General features: G+C 70.3%; 16 protein-coding genes. 2 read left to right on the top strand and 14 right to left on the bottom strand.

Annotation, left to right across the window (positions count from 1 at the left end; translation table 11 throughout):
- Positions 1 to 30: 30 nt before the first annotated feature.
- The 6 genes from hutG to mltG form a co-directional block, all read right to left on the bottom strand.
- Entirely contained in the window at positions 31 to 981 is a 951-nt protein-coding gene (gene hutG, locus AC1IQ6_RS15060; protein ID WP_485864857.1) for a formimidoylglutamase, read from the bottom strand.
- Positions 982 to 1,006: 25 nt separating this feature from the next.
- The gene (locus tag AC1IQ6_RS15065; RefSeq protein WP_485864858.1) at positions 1,007 to 1,858 is read right to left on the bottom strand and encodes an ankyrin repeat domain-containing protein; all 852 of its coding nucleotides are present in this window, start codon (positions 1,856 to 1,858) and stop codon (positions 1,007 to 1,009) included.
- Between the two features lie 38 nt (positions 1,859 to 1,896).
- The gene (locus AC1IQ6_RS15070) at positions 1,897 to 2,667 is read right to left on the bottom strand and encodes a TatD family hydrolase (protein WP_485864859.1); all 771 of its coding nucleotides are present in this window, start codon (positions 2,665 to 2,667) and stop codon (positions 1,897 to 1,899) included.
- 66 nt (positions 2,668 to 2,733) lie between these two features.
- On the bottom strand, positions 2,734 to 3,753 hold the full coding sequence (holB, locus tag AC1IQ6_RS15075) for a DNA polymerase III subunit delta' (RefSeq protein WP_485866575.1): 1,020 nt from the start codon (positions 3,751 to 3,753) through the stop codon (positions 2,734 to 2,736).
- An 83-nt stretch (positions 3,754 to 3,836) separates the two neighbouring features.
- Positions 3,837 to 4,460 (bottom strand): dTMP kinase, encoded by a 624-nt coding sequence (tmk, locus tag AC1IQ6_RS15080; protein ID WP_102770979.1) that lies wholly within the window; start codon positions 4,458 to 4,460, stop codon positions 3,837 to 3,839.
- Complete coding sequence (mltG, locus tag AC1IQ6_RS15085; protein ID WP_485864860.1) at positions 4,457 to 5,569, bottom strand: endolytic transglycosylase MltG; 1,113 nt, start codon at positions 5,567 to 5,569, stop codon at positions 4,457 to 4,459. Before mltG ends, tmk begins: the two co-directional genes overlap by 4 nt.
- Positions 5,570 to 5,722: 153 nt before the next feature.
- Here mltG and ygfZ point away from each other — a divergent pair, with 153 nt between their 5' ends.
- A complete protein-coding gene (gene ygfZ / locus AC1IQ6_RS15090) occupies positions 5,723 to 6,718 on the top strand; it encodes a CAF17-like 4Fe-4S cluster assembly/insertion protein YgfZ (RefSeq protein WP_485864861.1) in 996 nt (331 codons plus the stop codon).
- Here ygfZ and AC1IQ6_RS15095 read toward each other — a convergent pair.
- From AC1IQ6_RS15095 to AC1IQ6_RS15125, 7 genes are all read right to left on the bottom strand, one after another.
- Complete coding sequence (locus AC1IQ6_RS15095; protein ID WP_102770976.1) at positions 6,715 to 7,404, bottom strand: VIT1/CCC1 transporter family protein; 690 nt, start codon at positions 7,402 to 7,404, stop codon at positions 6,715 to 6,717. The genes ygfZ and AC1IQ6_RS15095 overlap by 4 nt on opposite strands.
- 73 nt (positions 7,405 to 7,477) lie before the next feature.
- The gene (locus AC1IQ6_RS15100) at positions 7,478 to 7,915 is read right to left on the bottom strand and encodes a PaaI family thioesterase (protein ID WP_111825260.1); all 438 of its coding nucleotides are present in this window, start codon (positions 7,913 to 7,915) and stop codon (positions 7,478 to 7,480) included.
- A gap of 1 nt (position 7,916) precedes the next feature.
- On the bottom strand, positions 7,917 to 8,807 hold the full coding sequence (mmsB, locus tag AC1IQ6_RS15105) for a 3-hydroxyisobutyrate dehydrogenase (protein WP_102770974.1): 891 nt from the start codon (positions 8,805 to 8,807) through the stop codon (positions 7,917 to 7,919).
- A gap of 87 nt (positions 8,808 to 8,894) precedes the next feature.
- Entirely contained in the window at positions 8,895 to 10,058 is a 1,164-nt protein-coding gene (locus tag AC1IQ6_RS15110; RefSeq protein ID WP_111825261.1) for an enoyl-CoA hydratase/isomerase family protein, read from the bottom strand.
- Positions 10,055 to 11,209 carry an acyl-CoA dehydrogenase family protein gene (locus AC1IQ6_RS15115; protein ID WP_485864862.1) on the bottom strand — a complete coding sequence of 385 codons (1,155 nt, stop codon included), beginning with the start codon at positions 11,207 to 11,209 and terminating at the stop codon, positions 10,055 to 10,057. The genes AC1IQ6_RS15110 and AC1IQ6_RS15115 overlap by 4 nt, the downstream gene beginning before the upstream one ends.
- Before the next feature lie 140 nt (positions 11,210 to 11,349).
- The gene (locus AC1IQ6_RS15120; RefSeq protein ID WP_485864863.1) at positions 11,350 to 11,700 is read right to left on the bottom strand and encodes an RnfH family protein; all 351 of its coding nucleotides are present in this window, start codon (positions 11,698 to 11,700) and stop codon (positions 11,350 to 11,352) included.
- Positions 11,690 to 12,124: a type II toxin-antitoxin system RatA family toxin gene (locus AC1IQ6_RS15125; protein ID WP_102770970.1), complete on the bottom strand. Its 435-nt coding sequence runs from the start codon at positions 12,122 to 12,124 to the stop codon at positions 11,690 to 11,692. Before AC1IQ6_RS15125 ends, AC1IQ6_RS15120 begins: the two co-directional genes overlap by 11 nt.
- Positions 12,125 to 12,226: 102 nt before the next feature.
- Between AC1IQ6_RS15125 and smpB the strand changes: the two genes are divergently transcribed.
- Positions 12,227 to 12,700, top strand: a complete 474-nt coding sequence (gene smpB, locus AC1IQ6_RS15130) for an SsrA-binding protein SmpB (RefSeq protein ID WP_102770969.1) — start codon at positions 12,227 to 12,229, stop codon at positions 12,698 to 12,700.
- A gap of 1 nt (position 12,701) precedes the next feature.
- Here smpB and AC1IQ6_RS15135 read toward each other — a convergent pair whose 3' ends face one another.
- On the bottom strand, positions 12,702 to 13,889 hold the full coding sequence (locus AC1IQ6_RS15135) for a GGDEF domain-containing protein (protein ID WP_102770968.1): 1,188 nt from the start codon (positions 13,887 to 13,889) through the stop codon (positions 12,702 to 12,704).
- Between the last annotated feature and the right edge of the window lie 19 nt (positions 13,890 to 13,908).

The following is a 13,908-nucleotide window of genomic DNA, read 5'->3' on the forward strand; positions in this document are numbered from 1 at the left end:
GCCGCCTCCCGAAGCGAGCCCGCCCGGCCGTCAGGCCGCAAGCAGCTGCCAGGCCAGCCGCGCGGCCGCGCGCGCGCCGTGGCCGTCGATGTCGAAGGCCGGGTTGTATTCGGCCATGTCGGCCAGGCGCAGCTTGCCGCTGGCCTTGACCCGCAGCGCGATTTCCTCGACCACCGGCAGCGGCACGCCATAGGGCGCGGGCGCGGAGACGCCCGGCATGACGGCGGCCGGCAGCACGTCCAGGTCTATGGTCAGGTAGACGTGGGCAGCCCCGCGCAGCAGGCCGTCCACGTCGGCCAGCCTGGCCTCCAGGTGCCGCTCCTGCATCTCGCGGTCCTCGACCCAGAAGGCCCCGGTCTCGGCGGCCCGGGCATACAGCGCCGGCGTGTTGGCCAGCCGCGAAACGCCCAGGCAGGCGTATTGCAGCGACTGGCCGCGCGCCTCGCAGTCGCGCAGGATCTGGTCGAAAGGCGTGCCCGAACTGCCCGGCCGTCCGGTGCGCAGGTCGAAATGCGCGTCCAGGTTCAGCACCAGCACCGGGCCGGCATCGGCGCGCGCCTGCAGCCAGCGGGCCAGGCCCTGGAAGCTGCCCCAGGCGATCTCGTGGCCGCCGCCCAGCACCACCGGACGCGCCCCCTGCCCCAGCAGCTCCGCCACGCGCAGACCCAGACGCTCCTGGGCCTCTTCCAGGCGGTCGCCCTTGCACACCACGTCGCCGGCGTCCAGCAGGCGCGCCAGCCCGTGCGCGGGCAGCCCGGCCAGGAACTTGCGGATGCCGGCCGGCCCGCCGGCGGCGCCGACGCGGCCCTGGTTGCGCGCCACGCCGGCGTCGCAGGCAAAGCCCAGCAGCACCGCTTCGCCGTCGCGGACTTCCTGCCCGGCGGCCGGCGCCACGATGTGCGCCAGGCGCCGCGTATCGCCCTGTTCGGCGCTGTCGTCGCGCGCCTTCCACAGGCTTTTGTCGAATTCTCCGGTCGTCATGTCTCGCGCTCCCGGCGACGCGGCGTCAAGGCGCTGCGGGCTCGTCGTAATTGTTCAGCTTCAGGCCCGAGACGCCTTGGACGGCGCCCGACGATGCCGCGGGAGCCTGCGCTTCGGCCGCCGGCGCGGGCGCGGGCGCGGCTGGAGCCTCGGCGGCAGGCGCGGCCTCCACCCCCGCGCGGCGCCTGCTGCGGGCTTCGTCCTGCTGCGCGATCAGCTTGTCCAGCTGCGCGGCCAGCGCGGTGGATTTGCCGGTACGGGCCCAGTCGGCCGCGGTCTGGCCCTTGGTGTCGCGGGTGCCCACGTCGGCGCCGGATTTCAGCAGCAGCTCGACCATGGGCCTGCGGCCCGACAGCGCGGCCATCATCAGCGGCGTCTCGCCGTTGGGCGCGGGCGCGTTGGGCATGGCGTGCTGCGCCAGCAGCAGGCGCGCCATCTCCATCTGACCCTTGGAGGCCGCGTAATGCAGCGGCGTCCAGCCCAGGCGGTTGACCTTGGCGCCGCGCGCGATGAGCTTTTTGGCCCGGTCGGTCTGCCCGACGATGGCCAGGTACATCAGCGGCGTCTCGCCCGCGGGGTTCTCCGCGTTCACGTCGGTGCGCTTGTCGGCCGCCAGCACGTCGAACACCTTCCAGGCGCCGTCGACTACCGCGCGCATCAGCGCCGGCTGGCCGTTCTTGTAGCGCACGTTGGGATCGGCGCCCTGCTTGAGCAGGTCGCGGATATCGTCGGGATAGTCGTTGGCGACATAGACCCACCAGTCGCCGGGATTGGCCGCCTGCGCACCCGGCGCGGCCAGCCCGAGCGCCAGCGCCAGCAGCGCGGCGCGGCTGCACGTCAACACGGTCCGATGAGCGGAAGCGACACTGATAGCCATGGATATCCTAGAATTTACTTTAAATAAAATAGATTCAATTATTTCTTTATCTTATTGAAAAGACGGAAGAAATTATCGGTCGATGCACGCGCCACCTCGGCCACCGGTATGCCTCGCAGGTCCGCGATCTTCTCGGCCACGTGAATGACCTTGGACGGATCGTTGAGCTTGCCGCGGTACGGCACCGGCGCCAGGTACGGCGAATCGGTTTCGATCAGCAGGCGGTCCAGCGGCACCTTGGCGGCAACTTCATGCACCACCTGGGCGTTCTTGAACGTGACGATGCCCGACAGCGAAATATAGAAGTTCTGGTCCAGCGCGGCCTGGGCCACTTGCCAGTTCTCGGTGAAGCAGTGCATCACCCCGCCCACCTCGGCCGCCTGCTCTTCGCGCAGCACGCGCACCGTGTCCTCGGCCGAGGCCCGGGTATGCACGATGAGCGGCAGGCCGGTCTCGCGCGCGGCCCGGATATGGCAGCGGAAACGCTCGCGCTGCCAGTCCAGCGGCTCCGACAGGCGGTAGTAGTCGAGCCCGGTCTCGCCGATGGCCACGACCTTGGGATTTGCCGACAGGCGCACCAGTTCGTCCACGGACGGGTCCGGCGTGTCTTCGTAATCGGGATGCACGCCCACCGAGGCCCACAGATTGGGCTGCGGTTCGACCAGCGACATCAGCGAGGGCCATTCGGGCATGTTGACGCTGACGACCAGCGCATGGGTCACCTGGTTGGCGGCCATGCGCTCGAGGATGGCGGGCAGATCGGCGGCGAGCTCCGGAAAGTTCAGATGGCAGTGAGAATCGACGTACATGGTGAATCGGATAAAGGACCGCGGCGCCCCGCCCGCAGCCGGGCAAAGCGCCGCCGGATCAAGGGCTTACGCCTGGCAGGATAGCACCACGCGCTGCAGGGCGGCGTGGGCGAACAGCTTGGCGTTCAAGGGATGGGTGGCCAGGGCGCGCTGACGCGTGAGCCAGCGCGCGCCCTCGGCCACCTTGACCGGGTTCATGCGTTTTGCGACCTGCGCGACGCCCTCGGCCAGCGACGGGAAATACCGGGCGGGCGCGCCCGCGCCGGCCAGCATCAGGTCGGTGTACAGGCGCTGCAAGGCGTCGATCCATTCGCTGGCCGCCACCTTCTCCAGGGACTCGGCCAGGGTGCCCACGTCGGGCGCCTGGCCGCTGGCCAGCGGCGCGACCAGCTGCCCCAGCCAGGCCGGGCAGGCGGTGGCGCCCGACTGCGCCAGGCGCAGCGCGGCCAGCGGGGCGCCGCCGGCGGCCGCCAGCCATTCGCGCGCCGGCTCGACGTTCTGCCCGCGCAGCCATTGCAGGGCCGTATCCGGATCGGGCGCCGGCAGCGGCAGACGCCGGCAGCGCGACACCAGCGTGGGCAGCAGGCGGTCCGGCGCGTCGGCCACGAGCAGGAAAACCGTGTGCGGCGGCGGCTCTTCCAGCACCTTGAGCAAGGCGTTGGACGACACCACGTTGAGCGCGTGGGCCGGATACAGCAGCGCCACGCGCCAGCCGCCGCGGTGCGTGGCGGTGTTGAACCAGGACTCCAGCGAGCGGATCTGGTCGATGCGGATTTCCTTGGACGGCGCGCGCTTGCTGGCGCCGGCGGCCGGCTCCGCGTCTTCGGCGGGCTCGGCGGCGTCGGCACCCTCCTCCAGCGCGATGGCCTCGGGCCGGATGCGGCGCAGGTCGGGATGGTTGCCGCTGGCGAACCAGGCGCACGCGGCGCAGCGTCCGCAGGCCAGGCCGTGCTCGGGCGCCTCGCACAGCAGGCTGGCGGCCGCGGCCACCGCGAAGTCCAGCTTGCCGATGCCGGCCAGGCCATGCACCAGCCAGGCATGGGCGAAACGGTCGCGGTTGCCCAGCCAGGCGCGCGCCGTGTCCATCTGCCACGGCAGGAACTGCGGCGCGTTGGAGACCGCGCCGTCGCCGCCCTGCGCGGCCGCGTCCTGAGCGTTGCGGGCGGCGTTCATGCCGCCTGCTCCAGCAGTTCGCGCAGCCCGGCCTCGAGCCGGGCGCGCACCTCGGCGATCGGGCGGGTCGAATCGACGATGCGGATGCGGTCCGGTTCGGCGGCCGCGCGCGCATGGTAGGCCGCGCGGGTGCGTTCGAAAAAGGCCGCGCCCTCGCGCTCGAAACGGTCCGGCTCGCGCGAGTCGGCCAGCCGCGCCCGCGCCACTTCCAGCGGCACGTCGAACAGCCAGGTGCGGTCGGGCCGGCCCGCCTGCATCCAGTCTTCCAGCGCGGCCACGCGCCCGGCGCCCAGGCCGCGCCCGCCGCCCTGGTAGGCGTAGCTGGCGTCGGTGTAGCGGTCGCACACGACCCAGGCCCCGCGCGCCAGCGCCGGCTCGATCACCTGGCGCAGGTGCTCGCAGCGGGCCGCGAACATCAGCAGGGTCTCGGTGTCCAGCCCCATGGGATCGGCCAGCAGCAAGGCGCGCAGCTTCTCGCCCAGCGGCGTGCCGCCCGGTTCGCGCGTGGACACCACCTCCAGGCCCTGCGCGCGCAGGAAGTCGGCGATCCAGACGGTATGCGTGCTCTTGCCCGCGCCGTCGACGCCCTCCAGCGTAATGAAGCGTCCACGCGAGGTCATTGGTCTGGTCCTTGTTCGGGTTCTGGTGCGGGGGGTTGTGCGGCTTGCTGCGCGGCCGGCGCGGCCGGCGCGGCCGGTTCGGGGCCGGGCGCGGCATTGCGGCCCTGGCCCAGGACGTAGCGCGAGACATTGCGGTTGTGCTCGGACAGGCTGGCCGAGAATTCGCTGGTCCCGTTGCCGCGCGACACGAAGTACAGGAATTTGTGCTGCTCGGGCTGCACCGCGGCCAGCAGCGCCGCCCGGCCGGCCGCCGCGATGGGCGTGGGCGGCAGGCCCGGGCGCGTATAGGTGTTCCACGGCGTGTCGGTCTGCAGGTCGCGCTTGCGGATGCGGCCCTGGTAGGCCTCGCCCATGCCGTAGATCACGGTGGGATCGGTCTGCAGCAGCATTCCGACCTTCAGGCGGTTGGTGAACACGCCGGCCACGCGGCGGCGGTCCGGACCGTGGCCGGTTTCCTTTTCGACGATGGAGGCCAGCACCAGCGCCTCGTAGGCGGTCTTGACCGGCAGGTCGGGCTGGCGCTGGGCCCAGGTGTCCTGCAGGATGCGCTGGCCTTCCTCGTACGCGCGGCGCAGCAGGTCGAAGTCGGTGCTGCCCGGCGTGAAGATGTAGGTGTCGGGGAAGAACAGCCCTTCCGGATGCTTGATGGAAGAGCCCAGGCGCTCCATCAGCGCCTCGTCGGAGACGCCGTCCAGCGTCTGTTTGACGTCGGGATTGGCGCGCAGCGCCTGGCGGATCTGGCGATAGGTCCAACCTTCCACGAAGGTGATCTGGCGCTGCGTCATGTCGCCGCGGGCCAGGCGCTGCAGCAGGCGCCACGGCGAGTCGCCATTATGGGCCTGGTAGCCGCCGGCCTTCATCTGCTTGTCCAGTTCGGACAGCCGCGCCATCCAGACGAAACCCGGCTCCCACACCGGCACGCCGGCCTGGTTCAGCGTGCGCGCGACGGTGCGCGGGCTGCTGCCCGGGTCCACCACGAAATCGATCTTGTCGGCCGCCAGCGCGATGGGGCGGTGCATCCAGTACCAGGCCGAGCCGACCGCGCCCGCGGCGGCCAGCACGACCAGCAGGAAGAACCACAAGACGTAAAAAAAGAGTCGCTTCTTCATAAGTCCCGGAAGTTTAATTGATCGCGCGGCCCTGTCGCGCCAAAAGCGGGGCCGGAGCGCGCCGTCCGTCCCTGCGCGCGGCGCGGGCATGGCCCTGCCCCGAGGGGAAGGCGGCTATCATCTGCACTTTGATGATGCGATAACGCCGCCGCCATGCATGCTTTCTATTCTTCGATTCCCGCGCGCGCCGAAGGTTGCGCGCAATGCGCGCCGCTCGATGATTTCCAGGTCTTCGCCGCCTCCGGCGCCGACGCCCTCACCTTCCTGCACGGCCAGCTGACCCAGGACGTCACCGGCCTGCCCGCCGACGCCGCCCGCCTGGCCGGCTACTGCACGGCCAAGGGCCGGTTGCTGGCCACGCTGGTGATGTGGCTGGCGCCCGCCGCGCAAACCGACGACGCCCCCCGGCTCTATGGCCTGGTGCGCCGGGACCTGGCCCAGGCCCTCCTCAAGCGCCTGTCGATGTTCGTGCTGCGCGCCAAGGTCAAGCTGGCGCCCGCGCCGCTGTCCGTGGCCGGCGTGCTGGCCACGGCCGAACAGGCCGCCGCGCTGGAAGCCGCCGCCGGCGCGCTGCCGCGCACGCCGTGGCAGCGCGCGGAACTCCCCTCCGGCACCTGGATCGCCGCGCCCTCGGCCGACGCGCGGCTGCGCTGGTGGTGGATCGCCTCTGACGAGCAGCTGCAGCAGTCGGGCGCGCTGGCCGAGGTCCTCGGACTGGCGCCGGCCGCGCAATGGCATGCCGCCGACCTGGCCGCGGGCATCCCGTGGATCACCGCCGCCACGCAGGACGTTTTCATTCCGCAGACGGTCAACCTGGACCTGATCGAAGGCGTCAGTTTCACCAAGGGCTGTTATCCCGGCCAGGAAGTGGTGGCGCGCAGCCATTACCGCGGCACGGTCAAGCGGCGCATGGCGTACGGCACCGTCGCCGGCGCCGAGGGCGCGTCGCTGGCCGGCCAGGACGTCTACGACGCCAGCCAGCCCGGCGAGCCCACCGGCCGCATCGTCGATGCCGCCAGCGCGCAGGGCGTGGTCTCGGTGCTGTTCGAAACCACGCTGGCGGCGCTGCCGCAAGGCGACCTGCGCCTGGGCGCGGCCGACGGCCCGCGCATCGCGCCCGCCGACCTGCCTTATTCCATCACGCCCTAGACCGCCACGCCGAACAGCGCGCCGACCCCCGCGGTCGCCGCCATCGCCAGGGCGCCCAGGATCGTCACCCGCAGCGCGGCCGGTCCCTTGGGCGCGCCCCCGGCGCCGGCGGCCAGCGCCCCCAATCCGGCCAGACAGGCCACCGACGCGCCTATGACCCAGCCCACCAGCTGCGGCAGGGGCGCCACCGCCGCCACCACCAGCGGCAGCGCCGCGCCGCCGGCGAACGACACGGCCGAAGCCACCGCGGCCTGCACCGGCCGCGCGCGGTTGTGCACGGAGATCCCCAGTTCGTCGCGCGCGTGCGCGTCGAGCGCGTCGTGGCTGGTCAGCTGGCCGGCCACCTGCGCCGCCAGGTCGCGGGTCAGCCCGCGCGAGACATAGATATCGATCAGTTCGGCCAGTTCCTCGCTGGAATTGCGCTTGAGCGAGCGCTGCTCCAGCCGCAGGTCGGCGGCCTCGGTGTCGGCCTGGGACCGCACCGACACGTATTCACCGGCGGCCATGGACAGCGCCCCGGCCACCAGGCCGGCCAGCCCGGAAGTCAGGATGGCGCCGTGCGAGGCCTGCGCGGCCGCGACGCCGGAGATCAGGCTGGCCGTGGAAACGATGCCGTCGTTGGCGCCCAGCACCGCGGCGCGCAGCCAGTTGGCGCGGAAAATCCGATGATGTTCTCTAGGAGGCATTGCCAGATACCCATGCTACGCGCGACAAACCTTGCGGCGGCCCTCGTGTGGACGGGTCCGCCGCAAGCAGGATTCAGCGCGGCGTCACGCGCACCGCGGTAAGCAAGCCTATCACGCAAAGCGTGGCCTGCTCGCCTTCGTAGGCATGCACCTCGACCTGGCAGATCGACAGGCGCTTGCCGGGCTTGACCACGCGGCCGCTGGCCACGTAGCGATCGCCCTTGGCGGGCGCCAGGAAGTTCATCTTGAACTCCGAGGTCAGCACGTCCTCGCCGGGTTCGAACAGCGTGTAGGCGGCGTAGCCGCCGGCGCTGTCGGCGATGGTGGTGGAAATGCCCGCGTGCAGGAAGCCGTTCTGCTGGCACAGATCGGCCCGGTACGGCAGGACGATGTCGACCCGCCCCGGCTCCACCACGTCCAGGTCCGCGCCCAGCAGCGCCATGATGCTCTGCCGGGCGAAGCTGGCCTGGACCCGCGAGGCCGGGCAGTCCGATGCCTGGGGCTGCGCCATGTCAGTCCGGCTCGCGCTTGAGCAGGTTGACGATGCTGGAGAAGTCCAGCCGGCCCGAGCCGCCGGCGCTGTGCAGCGAATACAGGTTGCGCGCCAGTTCGCCCAGCGGGATCGAGGCGCGCGCCGACAGCGCCGCCTCGGCCGCCAGGCCCAGGTCCTTGAGCATCAGGTCCACGCCGAAGCCGCCGGCATAGCCCTTGGACGCCGGGGCGTGATCCATCACGCCGGGCCAGGGGTTGTAGAGCTCGGTGGCCCAGTTGCGGCCCGAGCTCTTGGCGATGATGTCCGACAGCACCTTCGGGTCCAGCCCGTTGGCCACGCCCAGCGCCAGCGCTTCGGACGTGCCGGCCATCAGGATGCCCAACAGCATGTTGTTGCAGATCTTGGCCACCTGGCCGGCGCCCGCCGGACCCGCGTGGAAGATGTTCTTGCCCATCTTCTCCAGGATCGGACGGGCGCGCTCCAGCGCCGCGGCCTGGCCGCCGACGATGAAGGTCAGCGTGCCCGCGGCCGCCCCGCCGGTGCCGCCGGACACCGGCGCGTCGATCATCGCCACGCCGCGCGCCTCGGCGGCCTGGGCCACCTTGCGCGCCGAGTCCGGCGCGATGGTGCTGCATTCGATGACCAGCGCGCTGGAGGAAATCTTGCCCAGCAGGTCGCCGTCCAGATACAGCCCTTCGACGTGCTTGCTGGCCGGCAGCATCGAGATCACCACCTCGGCGCCCTGCACCGCCTCGGCGGCGGAAGCGGCGGCCTTGGCGCCGGCGTCGGTCAGCGCCTTGACGGCCGCCGGCACCAGGTCGAAGACCGTCAGGCTGTGGCCGGCCTTGACCAGGTTCAATGCCATGGGCGCGCCCATATTGCCCAATCCGATAAACGCGATACTGCTCATGATGTCTTGTCTCCTGTTGCTGCTGCTATAGGTGTGAAATCATCGTGTGCTGCGCGGCGGGCCGGCCGGCGCCGGGACGGGACGCGACTAGCGCCCTTGCTGTCCCAGGTCCGCCAGCGGATGCGGCTCGCCTTCGGGCCAGGGGTCTTCGAAGAACTTCTCGACCCAGGCCTCGCTGGCCTCCTGCAGCGTGGCCGGATTCCAGCGCGGCTTCTTGTCCTTGTCGATCAGCAGCGCGCGTATGCCTTCGGCGAAATCGCCGTGCGCGGTGCAGGCCAGCGCCGCGATGTATTCGGCGCGCAGCACGTCTTCCAGCGAACGCGCCCGCATGCGCTGCTGCAGCGCGAACGACAGGCGCACCGAGCCCGGCGAGCCCGCCAGCATCGTCGCCGCGGCGCGCGCCAGCCACGGGTCCTCGTGGTCTTTCAGCGCGGCCAGCTCCTCGTGGATGTCGTCGAGCCGGTTGCCGCTGCACAGGCTGTTGATCAGGAACGAATGCTGGCGCAGCGGGCCCGGTTCGAGCGGGGTCTGCGGCTCCAGCGCGGCCAGCGCGCGGCGCAGCAGGCCGTCGTTGATGGAGCGCGGCGCCAGGCCGTCGTCGGCCGCGCCGGCCCAGGGCTGTTCCTGCAGCGATTCCAGCAGCCTGGGCCAGTCGGCGTGGTTCAGGCGGAAGTCCGCCAGCCCCGCGAAAAAAGCGTCGGACGTGTTCATGTTGGCGCCGGTCAGCGCCAGGAACAGGCCGGTGCGCCCCGGCATGCGGTTCAGCAGCCAGCTGCCGCCCACGTCCGGGAACAGGCCGATGGTGACTTCCGGCATCGCCAGCCGCGAGGTCTCGCTGACCACGCGGTGGCTGGCGCCCATCATCAGGCCGATGCCGCCGCCCATGACGATGCCGTGGCCCCAGCACAGCACCGGCTTGGGGTACGTGTGGATGCGGTAGTCAAGCCGGTACTCGTGCTCGAAGAAGCGCCGCGCGTAGGCGTTGTCGGAACCGGGCCGGCCCGCGTTCTCGCGCATGCTGCGGTACAGCCCGTGCAGGTCGCCGCCGGCGCAGAAGGCCTTTTCGCCGGCGCCCTGCAGCACCACCAGGACCACGCCCGGATCATTGGCCCAGGCATCGAGCTGCGCGGCCAGCGCATCCACCATCTCCAGCGACAGGCCGTTGAGGGTCTGCGGCGAATTCAGTGTCGCGATCCCGAAACGCGTTCCATTGGCAGCGGTTTTTTCTTCGAACAGCACCGGTGCGTTCATCTTATGTCGGCTCCTTTTTCCAACAATTGGCGGGCGACGATCACGCGCATGATCTCGTTGGTCCCTTCCAGAATCTGATGAACGCGAGTATCGCGCACCAGACGCTCCAAGGGATAGTCCCGCAGGTATCCGTAGCCGCCATGGATCTGCTGCGCGTCCAGGCAGATCTGGAAGCCCATGTCGGTGGCGAACCGCTTGGCCATGGCGCAGTAGGTGGCCGCATCGGGCGCGCCCGCGTCCAGCTTGCATGCGGCCAGGCGCACCATCTGGCGGGCCGCCACCAGGTGCGTGGCCATGTCGGCCAGCTTGAACTGCAGCGCCTGGAATTCGGCCAGGCGGCGGTTGAACTGGCGGCGCTCGTCCATGTAGCGGCGGGCGGCGTCCAGCGCGCCCTGGGCTGCGCCCACCGAGCAGGTGCCGATGTTGATGCGCCCGCCGTCCAGGCCCTTCATGGCGATCTTGAAGCCGTCGCCCTCCTGGCCCAGCATGTTGGCGGCCGGCACGCGCACGTTCTCGAACGTGATGGGACGCGTGGACTGGCTGTTCCAGCCCATTTTTTCTTCCTTGCGCCCGTAGCTGATGCCCTCGCTGTCGGCGGGGATGGCGAAGGAGCTGATGCCGCCGGCGCCCTCGCCGCCGGTGCGCGCCATCACCACCAGCAGGTCGGTGTCGCCGCCGCCGGAAATGAAGGCCTTGGCGCCGTTGACGATGTAGTCATCCCCCTGGCGCTGGGCGCGGGTCGACAGCGACGCGGCGTCCGAGCCCGCGCCGGGTTCGGTCAGGCAGTACGAGGCGAGCTTCTGGCCGCTGGCCAGCAGCGGCCCCCAGGCCTCGCGCAGGGCCGGCTGGCCCCAGTTGCCCACCATCCAGGTGGCCATGTTGTGTATGGTCAGGAAGGCCGTGGTGGACGGGTCGACCGCCGCCATTTCCTCGAACACGAGCGTGGCGTCCAGGCGCGGCAGCCCCAGGCCGCCGATGTCCTCGCTGGCGTAGATCGCGCAAAAGCCCATTTCGCCGGCCCGGGCGAAGGCCTCGCGCGGGAAGATGCCCTCGGCGTCCCAGCGCGCCGCGTTGGGGGCGAGTTCGCCCTCCGCGTAATCGCGCGCGGCCTGCGCGAAGGCCCGCTGTTCGTCGCTCAGTTCCAAATCCACAGCCTGTCTCCTGTAGTCGGTATTGTCTGCCGGCATTGCTGGCGGCGCCGGCCCCGGTATGTCGATTTTGACATGACGTTAACGTAAACGTAAGTCCGTAGCAACGCTAACTTGCGCTTCAGGGCGCCGGCCGCCGTTCCCTACAGCAGGCCGGCCGGGCGGATGCGTCCGTTCCTGGCGGTCTTGGCGCGCCGGTGCTCGGCGCGGCGGCGGCGCGATTCCTTGGGATCGAAGCTCAGGCCGCGGTAGATCTCGACGCGGTCGCCGTCGGCCAGCCGGGCCTGGGGCTCGGTGGCGCGGCCGAAGATGCCCACGCCGCGTTCCCAGGGCTGGACCACCGGAAAGGCCGCGGCGAAGCCGCTGGCCGCCAGCGCGTCGGCCACGGTGGCGCCGGCCGGCAGGCGCAGCTCCCGCATCCAGACGTGGCCCGGCAAGGCGTAGCAGACGCTGACGCTGACGCTCAGACAGGCGGCGGCCGGCTCATTCGCCATACTTGGCCTGCGCGCGCTTGGTGAAGGAATCGATGAAGCTGGTGGCGATGCGGTTGAACACCGGCCCCACCACCATCTCCAGCGCCCGGTTCGAGAACGCGTATTCCAACGTGAACAGCACCTTGCAGGCGTCGTCGGCCAGCGGCTGGAACACCCAGTGCCCCACCAGGCTGGAGAACGGACCGTCCACCAGCTCCAGGTCGATGCGGTCGGGATAGGCATGGGTATTGCGCGTGGTGAAGCGCTGCTTCATGCCCGCGAAGCTGATCAGGATGGAAGCCTGCATGCCATGCTCGTCCCGCGTCTGCACCTCGGCGCCGCCGCACCAGGGCATGAACTCGGGGTACTTCTCCACGTCGGCGACCAGGTCGAACATCTGGGCGGCGCTGTAAGGTACCAGGACGGATCGTTGTACTTTGTGCATCGGCTATCGCAAATGGCTAGAATGGCGGGATTTTACCGGCACCGCCGGCACCCCGGCTAATCGAGGGCTACCCCGGTCGGCCAAACGCGCCCCCAAGGCATTATGAGCATTATCGACAATCGCAAGGCCACGCACGACTATTTCATCGAAGACCGCTACGAGGCCGGCCTGGTGCTGCAAGGCTGGGAAGTCAAGGCGATCCGCGATGGCCGCGTGCAGCTCAAGGAAAGCTATGTCATCGTGCGCGACGGCGAGCTCTACCTCTTGGGCATGCACGTCAGTCCGCTGCCCACGGCCTCCACGCACATCCACCCCGACGCCATGCGCACGCGCAAGCTGCTGCTCAAGGCCGAGGAAATCAGCAAGCTGATCGGCAAGGTCGAGCAGCGCGGCTACACGCTGGTGCCGCTCAACCTGCATTACAAGAACGGGCGCATCAAGCTCGATTTCGCGCTGGGCCGCGGCAAGAAGCTCTACGACAAGCGCGACACCGCGCGCGAAAAAGACTGGCAGCGCGAGAAAGAGCGCATGATGAAGCACGACACCCGCGCCCCGCGCCGCGGCAAGGACGACTGATTCAGGCGGCCGCGGGCAGCGGCGCCGGCTCGCCCTCGCCCGCCGGCCCCACGATGCGGTTGCGCCCCGCCGCCTTCGCGGCATAGAGCTTGCCGTCGGCGCGCTCGAAGAACGCCTGCAGGCCTTCGCCCGGCATCCATTCCGCCACGCCGGCGCTGAACGTATACGAAATCGAACTGCCGCCGTGCGCGCACGGCGTGCGCCGCACCGATTCCAGCAGGCGCGCCGCCACCTCCATCACCGCCTCGCTGCGCAGGTCGGGAAACAGCACCGCGAACTCCTCTCCGCCGACCCGGCCCACGTGATCGCCGGTGCGCAGCGTGGCCGTGGCCAGCAGGCCGAAATGGCGCAGCACGGCGTCGCCGGCCGCATGGCCGCGCGTGTCGTTGATGCGCTTGAAATGATCGATGTCCAGCAACAGCAGCGACAGCGGACGGCGCGTGCGCAGCGCCTGCGCGCAATAGCGCTCGGCCTGCAGCCACCACGCCTTGCGCGACATCAGCCCGGTCAGGAAATCGGTGTTGGCCTCCTGCTCGCGCTCGGCCAGCATGCGGTCGTGGATGATCATGATGGTGCCCAGCGTCAGGCAAGGCATGGTCAGCACGCCCAGCGTCATGAACACGATATTCCAGGCGGTGGGCACCAGCAGCGCCTGCGGCTCGGCGATGTCCAGCAGGTACACCACGGCGCGCGCGGCGCACACCAGGGCGGACGCCAGCGCGACCACGCGCACGAAGTGGTAGCTGTAGCGCGACCGGTTCGACGGCATGCCGCGTCCGACCGTCACGGCGATGGCCAGCATGAAGCCCGCCATCAGGATCGACATCGCCACCATGCGGGCCCCGATCTGCGGCTCGATATACGTGTAGGCGGCCAGCACCAGCAGCGTGGCGCCGGCGCCCAGCGCCATGCGGCGCCTGGGCACCGGTTGCCCGACCAGCCGGCACAGGCCCGCGTAATAGGCGCAAAGCGCCAGGGCCACGGCCGCGTTGGCCAGGATCACCGAGATGAACAGGGGACCGCCGACGGCCTGCAGCGAGAACGCGCCGAACGCCAGCAGCGTCAGCAGGCTGCTGCCTATGGTTTGCTTGATGCCGGCCATGCCGCTGCGCGCCAGCGAGCCGAGCACGCACAGCGCCAGCAGTCCCGCCAGCGCCGCCACCAATAGCAGGTTGACGGGAGCGATCATCGTCCGGGCGCCGGCAGGC

It is taken from the genome of Achromobacter sp. MUI-25009338 (assembly GCF_057359325.1).

Bases quoted from the DNA above. Each gene is read 5' to 3' on its own strand.
- hutG (WP_485864857.1), bottom strand. From the start codon at position 981: ATGACGACCGGAGAATTCGACAAAAGCCTGTGGAAGGCGCGCGACGAC.
- AC1IQ6_RS15065 (WP_485864858.1), bottom strand. From the start codon at position 1,858: ATGGCTATCAGTGTCGCTTCCGCTCATCGGACCGTGTTGACGTGCAGC.
- AC1IQ6_RS15070 (WP_485864859.1), bottom strand. From the start codon at position 2,667: ATGTACGTCGATTCTCACTGCCATCTGAACTTTCCGGAGCTCGCCGCC.
- holB (WP_485866575.1), bottom strand. From the start codon at position 3,753: ATGGACACGGCGCGCGCCTGGCTGGGCAACCGCGACCGTTTCGCCCAT.
- tmk (WP_102770979.1), bottom strand. From the start codon at position 4,460: ATGACCTCGCGTGGACGCTTCATTACGCTGGAGGGCGTCGACGGCGCG.
- mltG (WP_485864860.1), bottom strand. From the start codon at position 5,569: ATGAAGAAGCGACTCTTTTTTTACGTCTTGTGGTTCTTCCTGCTGGTC.
- ygfZ (WP_485864861.1), top strand. From the start codon at position 5,723: ATGCATGCTTTCTATTCTTCGATTCCCGCGCGCGCCGAAGGTTGCGCG.
- AC1IQ6_RS15095 (WP_102770976.1), bottom strand. From the start codon at position 7,404: ATGCCTCCTAGAGAACATCATCGGATTTTCCGCGCCAACTGGCTGCGC.
- AC1IQ6_RS15100 (WP_111825260.1), bottom strand. From the start codon at position 7,915: ATGGCGCAGCCCCAGGCATCGGACTGCCCGGCCTCGCGGGTCCAGGCC.
- mmsB (WP_102770974.1), bottom strand. From the start codon at position 8,807: ATGAGCAGTATCGCGTTTATCGGATTGGGCAATATGGGCGCGCCCATG.
- AC1IQ6_RS15110 (WP_111825261.1), bottom strand. From the start codon at position 10,058: ATGAACGCACCGGTGCTGTTCGAAGAAAAAACCGCTGCCAATGGAACG.
- AC1IQ6_RS15120 (WP_485864863.1), bottom strand. From the start codon at position 11,700: ATGGCGAATGAGCCGGCCGCCGCCTGTCTGAGCGTCAGCGTCAGCGTC.
- AC1IQ6_RS15125 (WP_102770970.1), bottom strand. From the start codon at position 12,124: ATGCACAAAGTACAACGATCCGTCCTGGTACCTTACAGCGCCGCCCAG.
- smpB (WP_102770969.1), top strand. From the start codon at position 12,227: ATGAGCATTATCGACAATCGCAAGGCCACGCACGACTATTTCATCGAA.
- AC1IQ6_RS15135 (WP_102770968.1), bottom strand. From the start codon at position 13,889: ATGATCGCTCCCGTCAACCTGCTATTGGTGGCGGCGCTGGCGGGACTG.